Below are 18,053 nucleotides of genomic sequence, written 5' to 3'. Positions count from 1 at the left end.
CCCCCTAAGGCGCTCAGATCAACGGTTCGACGAAGACACGGATTCGACCGCCGCAGGAAAGCCCTGCGCGCCAGGCGGTCTCGTCGGCGACGCCAAATTCCAACATGCGGGGCGTTGCCTCGGCGATGACATCGAGCGCCTGGGTGATGACCTCGCCCTCCACGCAGCCACCGGATACCGAGCCGAGAAAATTACCCTCCCCGTCTATGACGAGATGACTGCCGACCGGTCGGGGCGCGGAGCCCCAGGTCTCGACCACCGTGGCGATCGCCACCTCGCGGCCAGCGCGCTTCCAGGCCTCCGCCTCGTTCAGGATCTGATCATCGGTCGCGAGCATCGGCGGTTTCCCATTGTTGTAAGCAAGGCTAATGCCTGCTTCGATATATCGTAGCTCACGCGGCGGGCAGCAACCATCGGCGCGGGTCCGCCCCGCCCGTCTGCGCCGACAGCGCCTCGACCAACGCCTCCATGGCGTTCAGGTTATGCATGGTCCTGAACTCGTCGACATGCGGCAGCATGGCGCGTATTCCCCCCGCCTTAGCCTGAAAGCCATCATAGCGCAGGAGCGGATTGAGCCAGATGAGCCGTCGACAGGAGCGATGCAGACGGTCCATCGCGGCCCCGAGCTCGTGTGTGACCTCCCGCTCCAGGCCATCGGTGAACATCAACACGATCGCGCCCTGGGCCAGCACACGTCGCGACCACTGGCGATTGAACTGAGCGAGGGAGGCGGCGACCCGGGTGCCGCCTTCCCAATCTTTGACCAGCAGCGAGGCGCTGGCGAGCGCCTCATCGGGATCACGCCGCGCGAGCGCCCGCGTGATGTTGGTGAGGCGTGTGCCGAAAACGAAGCTCGCCACGGGCCGTCGCCCGGAAAGCGCGTGCAGGAAATGCAGGAAGAGACGGCTGTAGTCCGCCATCGAACCCGATATATCCACCAGCGCGACGATTGGCGGATGGCGTTCATCGCGCCGCCGCCATGCGAGATCGACAAAATGCCCGCCGGTCGCCAGCGCGCGGCGAAAACTGGCGCGGGCATCGATGCGCCGGCCACGATGGTCCGCGCGCCAGCGGCGGGTCTCGACTTTGTCCCGAGGGAGAACGAGCCGCGCGATGAGTTGCTTGGCCTGCGCGACCTCCGCGGCCGACATCTGAGCGAAATCGCGGCTCGCCAACCGCTCACGATCCGACATCGTGAACTGGGCCGACAACTCGAGCTCACGCTTTGGCGGCGGAGGCTCGCGCTTGGCCGAAGGAAAGGCGCTCGCCACACGCTCCGCGCCGGGCTTAGGCTTATCCTCCGACTTCTGTTCGCCCGGCGCGATCGGAGACAGAGCAGCAATCAGCTTTTCGACGAGCGCGCGTCGACGCCAGAACAGGCGGAACGCCTGGTCGAAAATCACCGTCTGCTCGTGCTTTTTCACGAAAATGGCGTGCAGCGTCCAGTAGAAGTCCGCGCGCGTGCCGACATGAGCTGCCTCGACCGCGCCGATCGCGTCGATCACAGCTCCTGGCCCGACCGGCAACCCCGCCGTGCGCAGCGCCCGCGCAAAATAGGCGATGTTATCGGCGAGATGGCCAGCAGCCTCTCCTTGCCGCGCCACCTGTCCTCCGTTGTCCCGAGCCTCGCTCACGCCGCCTTCAGCTCGGCCTGCACGGCGTCAAGCATCGCCTTCACGGCCGAGCCTTGCATTTTCTGGATGTCGTCCTGGTACTTCAGGAGCACGCCCAGCGTGTCCGACACCACAGCCGGATCGAGTGCAACGGCGTCGAGCTCGACCAGCGCCGACGCCCAGTCAAGCGTCTCGGCGACGCCCGGCGCCTTGAAGAGCTCCTCCTTGCGAATAGCTTGGACGAAGGCGACGATTTCCCGCGTGAGCTCGGCCGGAGCCTGCGGGAGACGGGCGCGGACGATGGCAAGCTCCCGTTCCGCGTCGGGATAATCGACCCAGTGATAGAGGCAACGACGCTTCAGGGCGTCATGCACCTCACGCGTGCGATTGGATGTGATCAGGACGATGGGTGGATTGTCGGCCCGGATCGTGCCGAATTCCGGCACCGTAACCTGGAAGTCAGATAAGACCTCCAGCAGGAAAGCTTCAAAGGCCTCGTCCGTGCGGTCCAGCTCGTCGATCAGAAGCACGGGCGGTCCCACGGTGTCAGGTTCCAACGCCTGCAGAAGTGGCCGCTTCAGGAGATAACGTTCGGAGAACACGTCCGCCTCAAGCCGCTCCCGATCCGTTTCGCCCGCCGCTTCGCCCAGACGGATCGCCATCATTTGCGCCGCATAGTTCCACTCATAAACCGCCGAAGCGACATCGAGCCCCTCGTAGCATTGGAGGCGGATGAGGCGGCGGCCAAGCGCCCCCGCCAGAACCTTCGCAATCTCGGTCTTGCCAACGCCCGCCTCGCCTTCAAGGAACAGCGGGCGGCCCATTCGGAGGGAAAGAAACAACACCGTCGCGAGCGGCCGGTCCGCCACATAGCCGGCGTTGCCGAGAAGCGTGAGTGTCTCATCGATGGAAGACGGCAGGGATGTCATGCAGTTACTCCAGCCGGAGCTTTCCGAGGCCCGGCTGCCTAGCCGTCTCAGGTCAAGGTGGCGCCGTCAAGACGGCGCGCCGCCGCCTTGGCCACCGCGCGCCGCGCCATCACCGCTACCAGCTGGGCGCGATAGGCCGGATCGGCGTGGATGTCGCCGATGAGGCCGTCCGGGGAGACTTTCAAGCCGTCGATCGACTTCGGCGAGAAACGCACCTTCAACGCGGCCTCGAACTCCGGCAGTCGGAAGACGCCGTTTTCACCCGCGCCCGTGACGGCGACGCGAATGTCGCTCCCACGCTTGGCCACGAAGACGCCGGCGAGCGCATAACGGGACGCCGGGTTGCGGAATTTCTCATAGGCAGCGCGACTCACCACCGGAAAAATCACCTTCGTGATGATCTCGCCGTCGTCGAGCGCCGTCTCGAAAAGGCCCGTGAAGAATTCATCCGCCGTCAGCTTGCGTTTCGTCGTCACAATGGTCGCGCCCAGTGCGAGGCAGGCCGCCGGATAATCCGCCGCGGGATCGTTGTTCGCGATGGAACCGCCGATGGTGCCGCGGTGGCGAACTTGCGGATCACCGATGAGGTGGGCGAGTTCGGCGAGCGCCGGCAGCGCCTGTTGGAGCTCCGGCGACTGCTCGACGGCGGCATGGCGTGTCATAGCGCCGATCACGACCGTTCGCCCGCGCAGTTCGATGCCTGAAAGTTCCGTGACCTTGTTGAGATCGATGAGCGCCGCGGGCGAGGCTAGCCGCTGCTTCATCGTAGGAAGCAACGTGTGCCCCCCGGCGAGGAACTTCGCGTCCTCTACCCTGGCGGCGAGATTGACGGCTTTACGCAGGCTGTCGGGGCGATGATAGTCAAAGGCGTACATGTCTGTCTCTCCCACGGGGGAAACGGGTGCGAAGCTCGCATTGACGTCGGGCTGCCGATCCTTATTCCGCCGCCATGCGCGTCGGCGTGCGCTGCAACGCCCGCCATATCTCCTGTGACGTTGCTGGCATGGCGACGTGCTCGTGACCGAGCGCGTCCGTGATGGCGTTGATCACCGCAGGCGGCGCGGCGATGGCGCCGGCTTCGCCGCACCCCTTGATTCCGAGCGGGTTGGAGGGACAGGGCGTGACGGTCATGCCCACCGTATAGGAAGGCAGATCATCGGCACGGGGCATCGTGTAGTCCATGAAGCTGGCGGTGATCAGCTGCCCCTGTTCATCGTAACGTGCACCTTCGAACAGCGCCTGGCCGACTCCCTGGGCAATGCCGCCATGGACCTGCCCTTCGACGATCATCGGGTTGATGACCGTGCCGAAGTCGTCCACCGCCGTCCAGCGGTCGATCCGCACGACCCCGGTATCCGGGTCGATCTCCAGCTCGCAGATGTGGACGCCCGCCGGGAAGGTGAAATTGGTCGGGTCGTAGAAGGCGCCCTCCTTCAGGCCCGGCTCCAGCTCCTGGCCTGAGAACTTATGCGCGATATAAGCCTGCAAGGCGACCTCCCCGAAGGCCAGTCCCTTGTCCGTGCCGGCCACGGTGAAACGGCCGTCCTTGAACTCGATGTCGCTCTCGGATGCCTCGAGCACATAGGCTGCCACCTTGCGCCCCTTGGCAATCACCTTGTCGAGCGCCTTGACGATCGCGGACATGCCGACCGCGCCGGAGCGCGAGCCATAGGTGCCCATCCCGAACTGGACCTTGTCGGTATCACCGTGGATCACGCTCACCTGGTCGATGCCAATGCCGAGGCGGTCCGAGACCAATTGCGCAAAGGTCGTCTCATGTCCCTGGCCGTGGCTGTGAGATCCGGTGAGCACTTCGACGGATCCCGTTGGATTGACTCGCACTTCCGCCGATTCCCACAGGCCGACACCGGCGCCCAGGGAACCGACCGCCTGTGAGGGAGCAATGCCGCAGGCCTCGATGTAGGCCGAGAAGCCAAGCCCCCGCAGCTTGCCCGCCTTGGCACTCTCCCGCTTGCGGCGTCCGAAGCCCTTGTAATCCGCGAGTTCCAGAGCCTTGTCCATCGCTGCCGGATAGTTGCCGACATCGTAGGTCATGATCACCGGCGTCTGATGCGGGAAATTCGCGACGAAGTTTTTCTTACGGAAGGACACCGGGTCCGAGCCGATCTCGCGCGCCGCGACCTCGACCAGCCGCTCGACCACGAAGGTCGCCTCCGGCCGTCCCGCGCCGCGATACGCATCGACAGGCGCCGTATTGGTGTAGACCCCATCCACCTCGGCATAGATCGCGGGAATGTCGTACTGGCCAGAGAGCAGCGGCGCGTAGAGATAGGTTGGCACCGACGACGAGAAGGTCGACAGATAGGCGCCGAGATTGGCGATGGTATGCACGCGCAGGCCGAGGATCTTGCCCTTGGCGTCAAGGGCGAGTTCGGCGCGGGTCACATGGTCGCGCCCATGAGCGTCCGCGAGAAAAGCCTCCGTGCGGTCCGCGGTCCATTTCACGGGCCGTCCGACACGCTTGGCGGCCCAGACGCAGACCGTTTCCTCCGCATAGATAAAGATCTTCGAGCCGAAGCCGCCGCCCACGTCGGGCGCGATGACCCTGAGCTTGTTTTCCGGCGCGATGCCGATGAAGGCGGACAGCACGAGCCGGGCCACATGCGGGTTCTGGCTCGTCGTATAGAGCGTGAAGGTGCCCGTGCCGGCATCATAGTCACCAACGGCCGCGCGGGGCTCGATGGCGTTGGGCACAAGACGGTTATTGGTGAAATCGAGCCGCGTGACATGGGCCGCCTTCGCGAACGCGGCCTCAGTCGCGGCCTTGTCGCCAAGCGGCCAGGAGAACACCGTATTATCGGGCGCGACATCGTGGAGAGCCGCGGCGCCGTTGGCCTTGGCGGGATCGACGACCGCCGGCAGTTCCCTGTAGTCCACCACTACGGCCTCCGCCGCATCGCGGGCCTGGAGGGCTGTTTCGGCGATCACCACGGCGACATGGTCGCCGACATACCGCACCTTGCCAAGCGCCAGGGCAGGATGGGCTCCAGCCTTCATCGGGCTGCCATCCTTCGAATGGATCATCCAGCCGCAGATGAGCCCGCCGATCTTGTCCGCCGCGAGGTCGGCGCCCGTCAGCACCGCAACGACGCCCGGCATCGCGAGCGCCTGGGAACTGTTGATGCTGCGGATCTCGGCATGGGCATGCGGAGAACGCACGAAGACGGCGTAAACCTGTCCCGCCCGGTTGATGTCGTCCGTATACTGCCCCTTCCCGGTGATGAAACGCTGGTCCTCCTTGCGGCGCACCGCAGCGCCTATACCTGTGGCGTTCATCTCAGCCTCCCGCGCCTGCCGGCGTCTTCTCCCGGATATAGTCCTGCCGATTCTGGTTATTTGCCGTCGGCCCGGCCATTTCGGCGTGGTCGCTATTCAGCGGCGTGCTTCATCGGCGCGGAAGCGCCCATGGCCTCGGCACCGGCCGCGATCGCCTTGACGATGTTGTGGTACCCCGTGCAGCGGCAGATATTACCCTCGAGCTCCTCGCGGATGGTGTGCTCGTCCAGATGATGGCCGCAGCGCTCAACGATATCGACCGCAGACATGATCATGCCGGGCGTGCAGAAGCCGCACTGCAGGCCATGGTGCTCGCGAAAAGCTTCCTGCATCGGGTGCAGCGCGCCATCCGACGCAAGGCCTTCGATGGTTCGCACGGATGCGCCGTCACACGACAATGCAAGCGTGGTGCAGCTTTTGACCGCCTGCCCGTCGAGATGCACGACACAAGCCCCGCATTGGCTGGTATCGCAGCCGACATGCGTACCCGTGAGCCGCAAGTGCTCGCGGAGAAACTGGACGAGAAGGGTACGAGGCTCAATATCGGCGGATACGGATTTGCCGTTCACCGTCATCGACACGGAGGTCATGGTGGGCTCCCTTGGTGGCTGAATGGGGCACTTGAACAAAGCCCTTCTGCGCTATTGGGCGGGGCGCCGTGCAATGCCCCTGCATGTGGCCACGAAGGACCGTGAACAGTCTAGAATCATAAAAATGTAGGTCAAGGCCGCTTCGCGGGGCGGCCGTCACGAGATCGAGCCCCTAAAGTGGCCGTTTCAGGCGATTTTCTTCGATAATCGGAATGGCTACGACTAAGGTCGTAGCTGCGATCGCGTCACGATGGCGTCGAGTTTGGCGAAGAAGGCGGGACAATCGATGCTGAAGCTCTGCATCGCGCCTTCCGCTGAGGCCAGGAAGAAGTCATAGTCGAGATCATGCTCGGCTGCCCAATGCAGCCCGGTGGTCTTCCGGAAGGTCGATGGGAAGATCTCGACGAGATGTGCGCCCGGCTGCATCCACGCCACGTTCGCCAGGCCCGCCCCATGCACACCGACCAGTACCGACGCCTGGGTGAACGTGGCTATTTGCTGGGGATGGTTGCCCCACCCTGCCTCGAACACTGAAAATCCGCGGGCGACGAGCCCGTGGCGAAGCTCATCCTCATTCAGCAACCGCCGCAGCCGCGACTGACCCCGCGAGAAATAGACGAGCGGCGATGCCGGGACCGAAACCGGTCCATAGGCCGCCTCGAAGATGGAACGCAGGTAAGGCAAAGATTCGCGGAGCCCATAGGCGCGCTCGACATTGCGGCACAGCGAACGGGTGAGCAGGAGCTCGGGGACCACCGCATGCTCGAAAGGCGTCAGTTCCATCACCTCGACGGAATGGCCAAGCTTCCTGAGACCGCTCACGAAAGCATTGATGAGCGGAATGCGATGGGCTTTTGTGATGATGGTGAGCTTCCGACCTTCGCCCGCCCCGAGCCGCAATGCGTGAGCGATCGGCATCAGCACATCGAGTAAGAGATGCCCATAGTGGGGATAGGGCGGCAACACGATGCCCAGCCCCTCGACAAGGCGGCGCTTGAGCAGGATGGGCGCGGGATAGGCGAAGTTCCAGTTGGCGAGACGGCTCTCGTCCAGCGCGAGCTGGGCCAGGCTTTCGGCATCCACTGGCGTCAGGGTGTGGCCGGGAACGATCGCATCCCGCAGGATGCCGACGAAGCGGCGGATGATCGTCTCATCCGCCTCCGAAAAGCTCGGTAGCTTCACATCCCAGTTGTCAACTGCGAGTTCCGGCAGCACCTCCGCATAGAGCGCGCTCGCCAGTCGCATCTTGTACCGGTCGTTCTGGAAGACTTGGACGAAACGGTCGGGATAGGGGCGGATATCCGGGAAGAAGCCGAGATGCAGCGGCGAGCGGCGACCAACCCGCGACAGACGCTCGAACAGCGCAAAGGCTTTCGGCTTCAGATCCATGGCTAGGGCGAGGCGGGAACGGCGACGCCCCATCGAGCAGGCTCCTGATCTTTGTTCGTCGTGCAGCCTCGCCGCTGCCGGCGCGCGGGCGTCCTTATAGGAAAGCGCGAGACAACCAGCAAGACATGCGCATCAGGGTCCTACCCGCTTGATGCCACGTTGACCGCAGCCCTCGGCATTGCCATAGCTGCCTGCGGTTGAGCGACGGTTGGCCACAGTCCCGTCGTCCAGGTCACGAATCCGAGGAGTCCATGCCCGCACCATCGGCCGCCGAATGGCTCACCAAGGCTCAGTGGCTCACCCGGAGCGATGTCCTCAGTCGCGATCGCTTCGCATCGGTCCTTGTCTATGCGACCGTTGTTGCCATTACACTCGTACCGCTTCATCTTTTCTGGCTTGCGGTCTTCATTGGTCTGATCGCGGCAGGGATCGTGATTCTCGCCACCGACGGTAGCATGCAGCGGATGTTGCTCACCGATCCTCGGCCGAGGTTCGCGGCGCTCCTCATCCTCGCCATCGTCGCCTGGGAGGTGGTGGGCGTGCTGTTCCGCGGCACCGGCGGATCAGGCAAGGCTTGGCAGGCTGCCGGAAACGCGCTTGCCATTCTTACATTCGGGGTGGTGGTCCTGACAGCCCTGCGCCGAGACCCGGACTTTCCCCGGCAGCTGCTCCTCGTTTCCGCCTTTGTGCTGGCGGCAGCGACTGTCATCGCCATTCTGGGCCAAGTCGTGATCGGATGGCCGACTTTCGTGCGCCTCCATCTTTATGGCCGTGCGAATGGCGCGATCTTCAGCGCTGGCGCCCTCATCTTCGGCGTCGCAACGGCTCTCACGGCAGCACTGGCCGAGCGTGGACGACTGCGGCTCGCCCTGCTCGCGGCAGCGGTGATCAGCGCCGTCGGCTTCGTCCTCACCTTCAGCCGAGGCCCCATCGTCGCAGCGTTCCTGGCGGCCATCGTCCTTGCCATCGCCCTGCATCTGCCGGCGGGCCGCAGGGGCCGGCTCATCGCTGCAGTTGCAATTTTCACGGCGGTGGCAGCCCCTGCCCTCCTCGTCCTCAACGAAGCAGCGCTGCAAGATCTCGCCTGCAGCCAGGGTGGCGACATTTGCCGGAAATCCTATCGCATGGATATTTGGAGCCTCGCGGCTCAATCCATCGCGGCGCATCCGTGGCTCGGCGCGGGCCCGACAGCCGAGATTGAGAATCCCTTCGGTCGTCATCCCCATAGCGGCTACCTCGGGCCGGCCTTCTATTTCGGCATTCCGGCGGCGCTCGCGTTCTTCGCGATCATCATCAATTCCGTCGCCGCTACGTTGACGGATATCGGAGCGACCCGCGAGAACGGCCAGACATCGTCGGCGGCCGGGCGCCTTGCACGCCTCAGTCTTTTCCTGCTCGTCTTCTCACTCGTTTATATGGTCACCGATCTGTCGGATGCGTTCACCTTCGTGAACGCACATTTCCTGTTCTTCTGGCTGCCAGCCTTCCTCACGCTCTCACCGACCCTTCGTGGTGCCGGCCCGTCTCGCTGACACTTTCGAAATTCATGTACTTGGACGGAATTCCATCCTCCATCCAGGTCCATGCCCACGATTCCAGCCGAACCGCAATCGGCGGACCGCGTCAACCAGTCGTGGTCTCAGCCTGCTCTGGCGAAACGATCGCCGCGAAACTGGCGAAGAAATCATCCGCGTATTTCCTGGCGACGCCGTTGATCAATCGCCCGCCAAGCTGGGCGATCTTTCCACCGACGGTAGCCTCGACGTCATAGGAGAGCTTGGTGCCTTCCGGCACGGGCTCAAGCCCAACCTTTGCTGTGCCCTTTGCGAAACCCGCGACGCCCCCTTCGCCTTCACCGACGATGGTATAGCCATGCGGCGGGTTGAGATCGGTCAGCGTGACCTTTCCCTTGAAGGTTGCCTTGACGGGACCGAGCTTCACCTTCACGACGGCGCGAAAGCCCCCCTCATCAGTCCTCTCCAGTTCTTCGCAGCCGGCGATGCAGGCCTTCAGCACTTCGGGATCATTGAGCTTCTCCCACACGGCCTGCGGTTCAGCTGCGAGAATGAACTCGCCCGTCATCGTCATTGCCACGGCGCAGCTTCCTCCATCATTGGGTTGGGCCGGAATACCGCGCCCGGGAACACTTGGCCAGCCCCCCCTATCTGAGGAGGTTCTCACATCAGCATTCTGGGACCAAGAGTTCGCGATGCCCAGCCCTTTCCTGGCATCACCACCCGACGCGATGCTCCCAGTCTCTCCACGAAGGTTCCTCGTGAAGACACATGGCGAAATGGCACCTTTCCTAGAGCAGGTAACAGAACGGAGAAAACCGCCCTTCGGCAACCGCCTCCGCTTCTGGCGATCGCTGGGGAAAGCAGCCGGCGCGGTCCTTCTGACACTTACATGCCGACGACCGTGCGCTTGATGCCGCCACGCAGATAATCCATCAGGGCTTCGGATGCCCCCTCGGCGGCTGCGCTGTCGCCGGCCACAACGTGCTCGATCATGGTCCGATGCAAGCGCGCCGGCTCCGTCAGATCATCGTTCCGCAGAAAGTAATAGCGCGCGCGCCGCGCCATGGCTTCCAGCGGCGCAAGCGCCCTGACCAGAAAGGGGTTGGAAGCAATTTCACCAAGGCGCCGGTAGACTGATCGATCGAGCTCCACGAACCTGTCGTGATCGCCTGCCTCGGCAGCGGCTCGCAATTGCTCCGCGAGCGCGACGAGTTCCGACCGCGCCTGCGGACCGACGCGTCGGGCGGCTCCACCGGCCAAAAGGCGCTCAAGCACCGTCCGGACCTCCAAAGCCATCAGGACATCGAGCGGATTAACGACGGAAACCGCGATCCCCTTGCGGGGGAAAACAACGACCAGGCCATCATTGACGAGACGCTGCAGCGCCTCTCGAACTGGGGTGCGGCCAATTTCGAGACGCGATGCGAGCTCCTGCTCAGTCAGGCGCATGCCTGGCGGAAGAGCTAAGCTGATGATCTGATCTTCAATGAGGCGATAGGCGCGTTCAGCCAAGGTCTCGTCTGAGACAGAGGTGCCTGTTTCCGCAGCCGGTGTATTGGATTTATCATCCGGGCCGGGATTCGTCGGAACTATGGACATAACAATCAACCTGCGTTTGCAATGGCAGTCGGCCAAAAGACTCCCGACAGGGAAGCGGGACCGACGCTCGAAATACATAAATAAAATCAATAGCTAACGGCGTCGCACCCCTGCATGGGACAAAGCAGCGACCGTCGTGTGATTTCGCGAGCTCATCTCGTGGATCGCGGTTGAGCCGAGCGCGACACCTGTCGCTTGAATGTACGCGTTATCGCATCGAGATCTCCTGTCGATGGCCTCGGGACCAGGCTCCTGGGGCACATTCCAGGACGAGCGTCATGACCGATGCAGGGACGGACCCATAGCCGCGACCTGCCGGCGGCCAGGCAGGAGAGACCCGCCTGGGCCAAGGCGGTCAGTGCCGCTGCCGCGCCTCAGCAAAACACCAGTGATGAGCGTATCGCCCATCGATCAGTTCGGCTGTGGATATCATGACAGCGCTCCTGACCGAAATAGCGGCCACCACTTTGTTCATGGCAATTACGGCACAGGATCACTTGCCGCGGCGGTTCCATTTCCACTGATATCTCAAATTCTTGCCGAAGCACGTCAAACGCGTCGCGCATTCGCCTCGAGCCGTCAACCAGGGAGGCGATCCATCATCACCGATCTATCAGTCACAACTAAACCTGTGTATTTCCGGTGGATTACCAAGGGCGTCGCCTGCATCACGAAATGCGTCGAGATCCGACGTAAGCGCCACCTTCGCCATCTATCAAATCCCCTGGAGACGGCGATCTCGCCTGCAAGACCTTCAAAGCGGCGCAGATTGCAGCTGCCGCACTGGAGGCGTTCAACCATCGTCGTAGTTTCCGCGCCGACGGTTTCGCGGCATAGTTTTGACAAGGCGATCAACGTAAGCGATTGTCATTGATACCAGAGGACACAGAATGCGATCACTGCAGCGTGATGGGAACGTCTTCGCCCGGCGTCATGTAAGTATTGAGATAAGTTCCGGCATGATTGCCGCCTGATAGACATAAGCATCCCGACGCCACGGGGGGCAAAGGCGCGATATGGAAGTTTTTGTGCAGCAGCTCATCAATGGGCTGACGCTGGGCTCTATTTATGGGCTCATCGCCATCGGCTATACGATGGTTTTCGGCATCATCGGCATGGTCAACTTCGCCCATGGCGACGTCTTCATGCTATCGGCATTTATTGCATTGATTTTCTTCATCCTCCTGACCAGTTGGCTGGGTATCGGCTCGATCGCTCTGGCCCTGCTCATCGTGCTGGTTCTGGCGATGATCCTGACATCGCTGTGGGGATGGGCCGTGGAACGCATAGCCTATCGGCCTCTACGCGGCTCGTTCCGGCTTGCGCCTCTGATTTCAGCGATCGGCGTGTCGATCTTCCTGTCGAATTTCGTGCAGGTCGTGCAAGGCGCGCGCAACAAGTCGATCCCGCCCATCGTCAACGGCGGCATCACTCTCTTCGAGGACAATGGTTATGCCGTCACGCTCGCGTACAAGCAGATCATCATCATGGTGGCAACGGCGGTACTTCTGACGATATTCTGGTATGTCGTTCAGAAGACACCATTGGGTCGCGCACAACGCGCCTGCGAGCAGGACCGCAAAATGGCGGCATTGCTGGGCATCAATGTCGATCGGACCATCTCGCTCACCTTCGTGATGGGTGCAGCGCTCGCAGCCGTCGCCGGGACAATGTATCTCCTCTACTATGGCGTGGTGAGTTTCTCGGATGGCTTCGTCCCCGGCGTCAAGGCGTTCACGGCGGCCGTCCTCGGCGGCATCGGCTCGCTGCCGGGCGCCGTCCTCGGCGGTTTGATCATCGGGCTCGTAGAGACCTTGTGGTCCGCCTATTTCTCGATCGAATACAAGGACGTCGCGGCATTCTCCATCCTGGCCATCGTTCTGATCTTCATGCCGTCCGGCATCCTCGGGCGACCGGAAGTCGAAAAGGTCTGAGATGCGCGAGGAGACTAACGCATGAACGTCCCCTCCGCTGCGCACACAACGGGATCTCCCCACAACTCAACAGCCGAGCGAGGCCCCGGCGGCAGTGAATTACTTCCCGCAGTCAAGAATGCGGCTCTTGCCGCGCTGGTGATGCTCGGCCTGTCGATCCCGATCATCGCGTTCCGCACCGAAAACAGCATGATCAACGAGCTCATGCTGCTTCCACGTTGGCGTGTTGTCGGCGCTCTCTGTCTCATCGTCTTCGTGGTGAGGCTGGCCCTCAATCTCGGTGGCATTCACATCGCGCGCAGGCGCTCGGCGAAGCGTCGCGAAATCCTGGTCACGCGCGTTGAAGCACCATCGACGCTCGGCCAGAAGATCTTCTTCTACGCCGCGCCGGCGCTGCTCGGCATTTCCATCGGTTATCCGCTGATCGCCTATCTCGTTACGGGAGGGCTCAATGAATCCCGCTATTGGATCGACCTTGGCATCCTGGTTTTGACTTATGTGATGCTGGGCTGGGGCCTCAATATCGTGGTTGGCCTCGCGGGACTTCTCGATCTCGGCTATGTCGCGTTCTATGCGGTTGGTGCCTATTCCTACGCGCTCCTGGCAACCACTTTCGGCCTGTCGTTCTGGATCTGCCTCCCGGTCGCCGGCATTCTGGCAGCCTTTTGGGGCATCCTGCTCGGGTTCCCGGTACTGCGGCTTCGCGGCGACTATCTCGCCATCGTGACGCTGGCTTTTGGCGAGATCATCCGTCTCGTGCTGATCAACTGGGTGGACCTGACGAATGGCGGCGCCGGCATCGCCTCGATCCCGCGCGTCTCGTTTTTTGGCATCCCCTTCACAGCCGATGACAATGGCTTCGCAGCCACCTTCGGGCTTGAGTTCAGCACCATGCACCGCATGGTCTTCCTTTACTATCTCATCCTCGTCCTTGCCTTGATCACCAACATCGTCACCATGCGTCTGCGGCGCCTTCCGGTAGGGCGGGCGTGGGAGGCATTGCGAGAGGACGAGATCGCCTGCCGCTCACTCGGCATCAACACCACCAACACCAAACTCACCGCCTTTGCGATCGGCGCCATGTTCGGCGGTTTCGCGGGGGCGTTCTTCGCCGTGCGGCAGGGGTTCATTTCACCGGAAAGCTTCAACTTTCTGGAGTCGGCGATCATCCTGTCGATCGTCGTGCTCGGCGGCATGGGCAGCCAGATCGGCGTCGCCATCGCTGCCACCGTCATGGTGGCCGGGCCGGAGATGCTCCGTAATCTCGGCTTTCTGCGCGCGGTATTCGGGGAGGGGTTCGACCCCAATGAATACCGCCTGCTCCTGTTTGGGGCCGCGATGGTGGCCATGATGGTATGGCGACCGCGCGGGCTCGTCTCCCATCGTGATCCCTCGGTCGTGCTCGGCGTTCGCAAGGCGATTTCCGGCACTTTGGTGAAAGAGGGCCACGGATGACGGCGCCTTCCATCTCCACATCCGGCGGCAGCGAGACAATTCTGACCGTCGAGCATTTGACCATGCGTTTTGGCGGTCTGGTCGCGATCAACGATCTCTCCTTCAAGGTGGGGCGTGGCGAGATCACTGCCTTGATCGGGCCGAACGGCGCCGGCAAGACCACCGTGTTCAACTGCATCACGGGCTTCTACAAGCCAACCGAGGGGATGATCACCCTCACCCATTCGGATGGCTCGCAGCATCTTCTCGAACGCCTCCCGGGCCATAGTGTGTCCTGGAAGGCCAGGGTCGCCCGCACCTTTCAGAATATCCGCCTTTTCTCGGGCATGACGATCCTCGAGAACCTGCTCGTTGCCCAGCATAATTCGCTGATGATCGCCTCAGGCTTCACCATCGGCGGCCTGGTGGGTCTGCCCAGCTTCCGAAACGCGGAAAGCCAGGCGATCGAGAAAGCGAAATACTGGCTTGAGAAGGTCGGCCTTATCGATCGCGCGGACGATCCCGCCGGCGACCTGCCCTACGGTGCCCAGCGTCGGCTCGAAATCGCCCGGGCGATGTGCACCGAGCCGGTCCTGTTGTGCCTGGACGAGCCCGCCGCCGGCCTCAATCCGCGGGAAAGCCTGGAGCTGAACGAGCTTCTCCTGTCGATCCGCAGCGTGGACCAGACCTCGTTGCTCCTCATTGAACATGATATGTCGGTGGTCATGCAGATTTCCGACCACGTGGTCGTGCTCGATTACGGTACAAAAATAGCCGATGGCCTGCCCGAGGCCGTCCGCAATGACCCGAAGGTCATCGCCGCCTATCTCGGAGTTGAGGACGAAGACGTGGAAAAAGTCGAGGCACAGGTAGGCCGATGAGCGAAGCAAGCACCACGGCTCAGGCCACCTTGCAACCTGCTCCGGCCGCCAAGGCGCTCCTCACTATTCGCGGCGTCAAGACATTCTACGGCAATATCATCGCCCTCAAGGGCGTCGACATTGATGTCAACGAAGGCGAGATCGTTACCCTCATCGGCGCCAATGGCGCGGGTAAATCGACACTGATGATGACGATCTTCGGTAACCCGCGGGCGCGCGAAGGCACGATCACCTACGCTGGTCGCGACATCACGCGGATGGCGACCCACGAGATCGCCCTGCTGAACATCGCGCAATCTCCGGAGGGTCGGCGGATCTTCCCGCGCATGACCGTGTTCGAAAATCTGCAGATGGGTGCTTCGATCAATGCCTTCGCGCATTTCGAGCAGGACCTCGAACGTGTTTGCGGAATTTTTCCCCGGCTGAAGGAACGGCTGCATCAGCGCGGTGGCACGCTTTCGGGCGGCGAGCAACAGATGCTGGCGATTGCTCGGGCGCTGATGAGCCGGCCTAAGCTCCTCCTGCTCGATGAGCCTTCGTTGGGGCTTGCGCCTCTCGTCGTGCGGCAGATCTTCGACGTCATCCGCGAGTTGAACCGCGAAGGCATGACGATCTTTCTCGTCGAGCAGAACGCATACCATGCCCTCAAGCTCGCGCACCGCGCCTATGTGATGGTAACAGGCTCCATCACCATGTCGGGCACGGGGAAGGATCTTCTTGCGGATCCTCAGGTGCGCGCGGCCTATCTCGAAGGCGGGAGGCACTGATATGCAGGGCATTCTCTATGAAGAACCGTCATTTTGGCTCTTCGTGCTGGTGACCTGCATCATGGGGGGGTGGGCTGCGTGGATGACGGGCCGCGCCGTCGCGAGGACGTGGGGAAGTGTCGCGCAATGTATAGCCTACCTGATGGTTCTTGGCCTCGGCGTACGGTTTATTCACTTCGCTTTATTTAATGGACTGCTGCTTTCCATTCATTACTACATCGTCGATACTATCGTTATATCCGTCATCGGCTTAGCGGGTTACCGCTATACGCGTACAAGGCAGATGACGACCCAATATCGCTGGCTTTATGAGCGAACAAGCGCATTTAGCTGGCGGGAGCGCCGCCAGGACAGCGGCAACCATAGCAGCGCTTAAGATTCGGGGGGCAATACTGGCCGAAAGGTGAAGAACGGAGTGTCGGAATCCGGATGACTTCGCGCGGAAAAGGCGCGACAGTCATAGTCAGGGATGGGCGTAAAGCCCGTCAGCGAAGCCCCCCGGGCTTCGGGGGAGATCCAGAGGAGTTGCCGTATGAACAAGAATTTTCTATTGGCAAGCGTGGCGCTGGGTTTTGGCTTGGCCTTCAGCGGCATGGCGCTGGCCGATGTGAAAATGGGCGTGGCCGGCCCGATGACGGGAGGCAGCGCCTCCTTCGGTGCCCAGCTCAAGAATGGTGCCGAACAGGCTGTCGAGGATATCAACAAGGCCGGCGGCATTCTCGGCGAGAAGATCGTCCTCTCCGTCGGCGACGATGTCGCAGATCCCAAGCAGGGCGTTTCGGTCGCCAATAAATTCGCTGGCGAGGGCGTGAAATTCGTCATCGGACATTTCAATTCCGGCGTGTCGATCCCGGCTTCCGAGGTCTATAACGAGGCGGGAATACTGGCGATCTCGCCGGCCTCCACGAATCCTACGCTGACCGAGCGCAAGATGTGGAATATCTTCCGCACCTGCGGCCGTGATGATCAGCAGGGAGCCGTGGCTGGCGCTTACATCGCCCAGAATTTCAAGGGCAAGAACGTCGCGGTCGTTCACGACAAGACGCCCTATGGCAAGGGCCTTGCCGATGAGACCCAGAAGGCAATGGAAGCCAAGGGCGTGAAGCCCGTGCTCTATGAGGGCGTCAATACAGGCGAGAAGGACTATTCAGCTCTCGCCTCCAAGCTGAAAAGTGCGAATGTCGACCTCGTCTACTTCGGTGGCCTCTACACCGAAGCCGGTCTCATCATCCGTCAGATGCGAGACCAGGGTCTCAAAGCGCCGTTGATGTCAGGCGACGGCATCGTGTCGAGTGAGTTTGTCTCGATTGCAGGCCCAGGTGCTGAGGGCACGCTGATGACATTCGCGCCCGATCCGCGGAAGAACGCTGCCGCGAAAGATGCGGTGGCCGAGTTCAAGAAAAAGAACATCGATCCCGAGGCCTACACGCTTTACACTTATGCTGGCGTGCAGATCGTCAAGCAAGCGGCCGAGGAAGCAAAATCCCTCGATCCCAAGAAGGTCGCGGAGGTCATCCACTCCGGCAAGACCTTCAAGACCGTGCTCGGCGATCTCTCCTTCGACAAGAAGGGCGACATCACCCGTCCGGACTACGTCATGTATGTCTGGAAGAAAGATGCCGACGGCAAGATCAATTATGCCGGCAATGAGCTGACTAACTGATTTTCGGAGCTTCGTGCTTTGAGCAGCCCGCCTCAGGTCACTGTGGCGGGCTGTTTCTATCCGGCTGGTGGGCCTGCCTCGCGAGCTCCGCGCTTGCGATCCAAATCTTCAGTTGTCGAAACTTATTAATTTTTCGATCTCATTTTCTGATGCGCGCTCCGAACAGCGCCATCCCGACGCCTCCTCAAGGTGCGATATGGGGTTGATCGATCGCCAGCTCCCTTTTGAGGCGTGCCCACATTGCCTCTTCAAATCGCTCGGGCCATTCGATGCCGAGGGTTCGCGCGAACCGCCGGGCTCTCGGGAGATAAGCGGTCGCATAGGCGAGATAAGCCGGGACAATCGCCTCGCGGTGCGGCGTAAGCGCGGGCAAGGCCTCGAGGACATCCCGGTGTTCGCGGGTGATCAACCTGTTCAAGTGCAGTGCACCGCCCCTATTG

The 18,053-nt window shown here is 61.9% G+C and carries 17 protein-coding genes; 7 read left to right on the top strand and 10 right to left on the bottom strand.

Going from position 1 to position 18,053, the window contains the following annotated elements; genetic code table 11:
• Window positions 1-13: 13 nt before the first annotated feature.
• From KIO76_RS12525 to KIO76_RS12495, 7 genes are all read right to left on the bottom strand, one after another.
• The gene (locus KIO76_RS12525) at window positions 14-337 is read right to left on the bottom strand and encodes an XdhC family protein (protein ID WP_213323589.1); all 324 of its coding nucleotides are present in this window, start codon (window positions 335-337) and stop codon (window positions 14-16) included.
• A gap of 55 nt (window positions 338-392) precedes the next feature.
• Complete coding sequence (locus tag KIO76_RS12520; RefSeq protein ID WP_291976138.1) at window positions 393-1,634, bottom strand: vWA domain-containing protein; 1,242 nt, start codon at window positions 1,632-1,634, stop codon at window positions 393-395.
• Window positions 1,631-2,542, bottom strand: coding sequence for an AAA family ATPase (locus tag KIO76_RS12515; RefSeq protein ID WP_213323588.1), 912 nt, complete (start codon window positions 2,540-2,542; stop codon window positions 1,631-1,633). The genes KIO76_RS12520 and KIO76_RS12515 overlap by 4 nt, the downstream gene beginning before the upstream one ends.
• Window positions 2,543-2,589: 47 nt before the next feature.
• Entirely contained in the window at window positions 2,590-3,417 is an 828-nt protein-coding gene (locus KIO76_RS12510; RefSeq protein WP_213323587.1) for an FAD binding domain-containing protein, read from the bottom strand.
• A gap of 61 nt (window positions 3,418-3,478) precedes the next feature.
• Window positions 3,479-5,839, bottom strand: a complete 2,361-nt coding sequence (locus KIO76_RS12505) for a xanthine dehydrogenase family protein molybdopterin-binding subunit (protein ID WP_213323586.1) — start codon at window positions 5,837-5,839, stop codon at window positions 3,479-3,481.
• A gap of 92 nt (window positions 5,840-5,931) precedes the next feature.
• Entirely contained in the window at window positions 5,932-6,429 is a 498-nt protein-coding gene (locus KIO76_RS12500) for a (2Fe-2S)-binding protein (protein WP_213323585.1), read from the bottom strand.
• A gap of 222 nt (window positions 6,430-6,651) precedes the next feature.
• Entirely contained in the window at window positions 6,652-7,851 is a 1,200-nt protein-coding gene (locus KIO76_RS12495) for a glycosyltransferase family 61 protein (RefSeq protein ID WP_213323584.1), read from the bottom strand.
• 218 nt (window positions 7,852-8,069) lie between these two features.
• Here KIO76_RS12495 and KIO76_RS12490 point away from each other — a divergent pair, with 218 nt between their 5' ends.
• Window positions 8,070-9,350: an O-antigen ligase family protein gene (locus KIO76_RS12490; protein WP_213323583.1), complete on the top strand. Its 1,281-nt coding sequence runs from the start codon at window positions 8,070-8,072 to the stop codon at window positions 9,348-9,350.
• A 91-nt stretch (window positions 9,351-9,441) separates the two neighbouring features.
• Here the strand turns inward: KIO76_RS12490 and KIO76_RS12485 are convergent, their stop codons facing one another.
• Together KIO76_RS12485 and KIO76_RS12480 are read right to left on the bottom strand one after the other, a co-directional pair.
• A complete protein-coding gene (locus KIO76_RS12485) occupies window positions 9,442-9,912 on the bottom strand; it encodes an SRPBCC family protein (RefSeq protein ID WP_213323582.1) in 471 nt (156 codons plus the stop codon).
• A gap of 308 nt (window positions 9,913-10,220) precedes the next feature.
• Complete coding sequence (locus KIO76_RS12480) at window positions 10,221-10,934, bottom strand: GntR family transcriptional regulator (RefSeq protein WP_213323581.1); 714 nt, start codon at window positions 10,932-10,934, stop codon at window positions 10,221-10,223.
• 1,016 nt (window positions 10,935-11,950) lie between these two features.
• Between KIO76_RS12480 and KIO76_RS12475 the strand changes: the two genes are divergently transcribed.
• From KIO76_RS12475 to KIO76_RS12450, 6 genes are all read left to right on the top strand, one after another.
• Complete coding sequence (locus tag KIO76_RS12475; protein WP_213323580.1) at window positions 11,951-12,868, top strand: ABC transporter permease subunit; 918 nt, start codon at window positions 11,951-11,953, stop codon at window positions 12,866-12,868.
• A gap of 21 nt (window positions 12,869-12,889) precedes the next feature.
• Complete coding sequence (livM, locus tag KIO76_RS12470; RefSeq protein ID WP_213323579.1) at window positions 12,890-14,323, top strand: high-affinity branched-chain amino acid ABC transporter permease LivM; 1,434 nt, start codon at window positions 12,890-12,892, stop codon at window positions 14,321-14,323.
• Window positions 14,320-15,183 carry an ABC transporter ATP-binding protein gene (locus tag KIO76_RS12465; RefSeq protein WP_213323578.1) on the top strand — a complete coding sequence of 288 codons (864 nt, stop codon included), beginning with the start codon at window positions 14,320-14,322 and terminating at the stop codon, window positions 15,181-15,183. Before livM ends, KIO76_RS12465 begins: the two co-directional genes overlap by 4 nt.
• Window positions 15,180-15,950: an ABC transporter ATP-binding protein gene (locus tag KIO76_RS12460; RefSeq protein ID WP_213323577.1), complete on the top strand. Its 771-nt coding sequence runs from the start codon at window positions 15,180-15,182 to the stop codon at window positions 15,948-15,950. Before KIO76_RS12465 ends, KIO76_RS12460 begins: the two co-directional genes overlap by 4 nt.
• A gap of 1 nt (window position 15,951) precedes the next feature.
• Window positions 15,952-16,326: a DUF6867 family protein gene (locus KIO76_RS12455; protein ID WP_213323576.1), complete on the top strand. Its 375-nt coding sequence runs from the start codon at window positions 15,952-15,954 to the stop codon at window positions 16,324-16,326.
• A 156-nt stretch (window positions 16,327-16,482) separates the two neighbouring features.
• Window positions 16,483-17,613: a branched-chain amino acid ABC transporter substrate-binding protein gene (locus tag KIO76_RS12450; protein ID WP_213323575.1), complete on the top strand. Its 1,131-nt coding sequence runs from the start codon at window positions 16,483-16,485 to the stop codon at window positions 17,611-17,613.
• 184 nt (window positions 17,614-17,797) lie between these two features.
• Here the strand turns inward: KIO76_RS12450 and KIO76_RS12445 are convergent, their stop codons facing one another.
• Window positions 17,798-18,031 (bottom strand): hypothetical protein, encoded by a 234-nt coding sequence (locus tag KIO76_RS12445; protein WP_213323574.1) that lies wholly within the window; start codon window positions 18,029-18,031, stop codon window positions 17,798-17,800.
• Between the last annotated feature and the right edge of the window lie 22 nt (window positions 18,032-18,053).

Origin of the sequence: Chelatococcus sp. YT9 (assembly GCF_018398315.1) — a bacterium.
In the GTDB taxonomy this organism is placed as follows: domain Bacteria; phylum Pseudomonadota; class Alphaproteobacteria; order Rhizobiales; family Beijerinckiaceae; genus Chelatococcus.
Note: the sequence above shows the minus strand (reverse complement) of the source record. Positions and strands in the feature narration are given on the sequence as shown.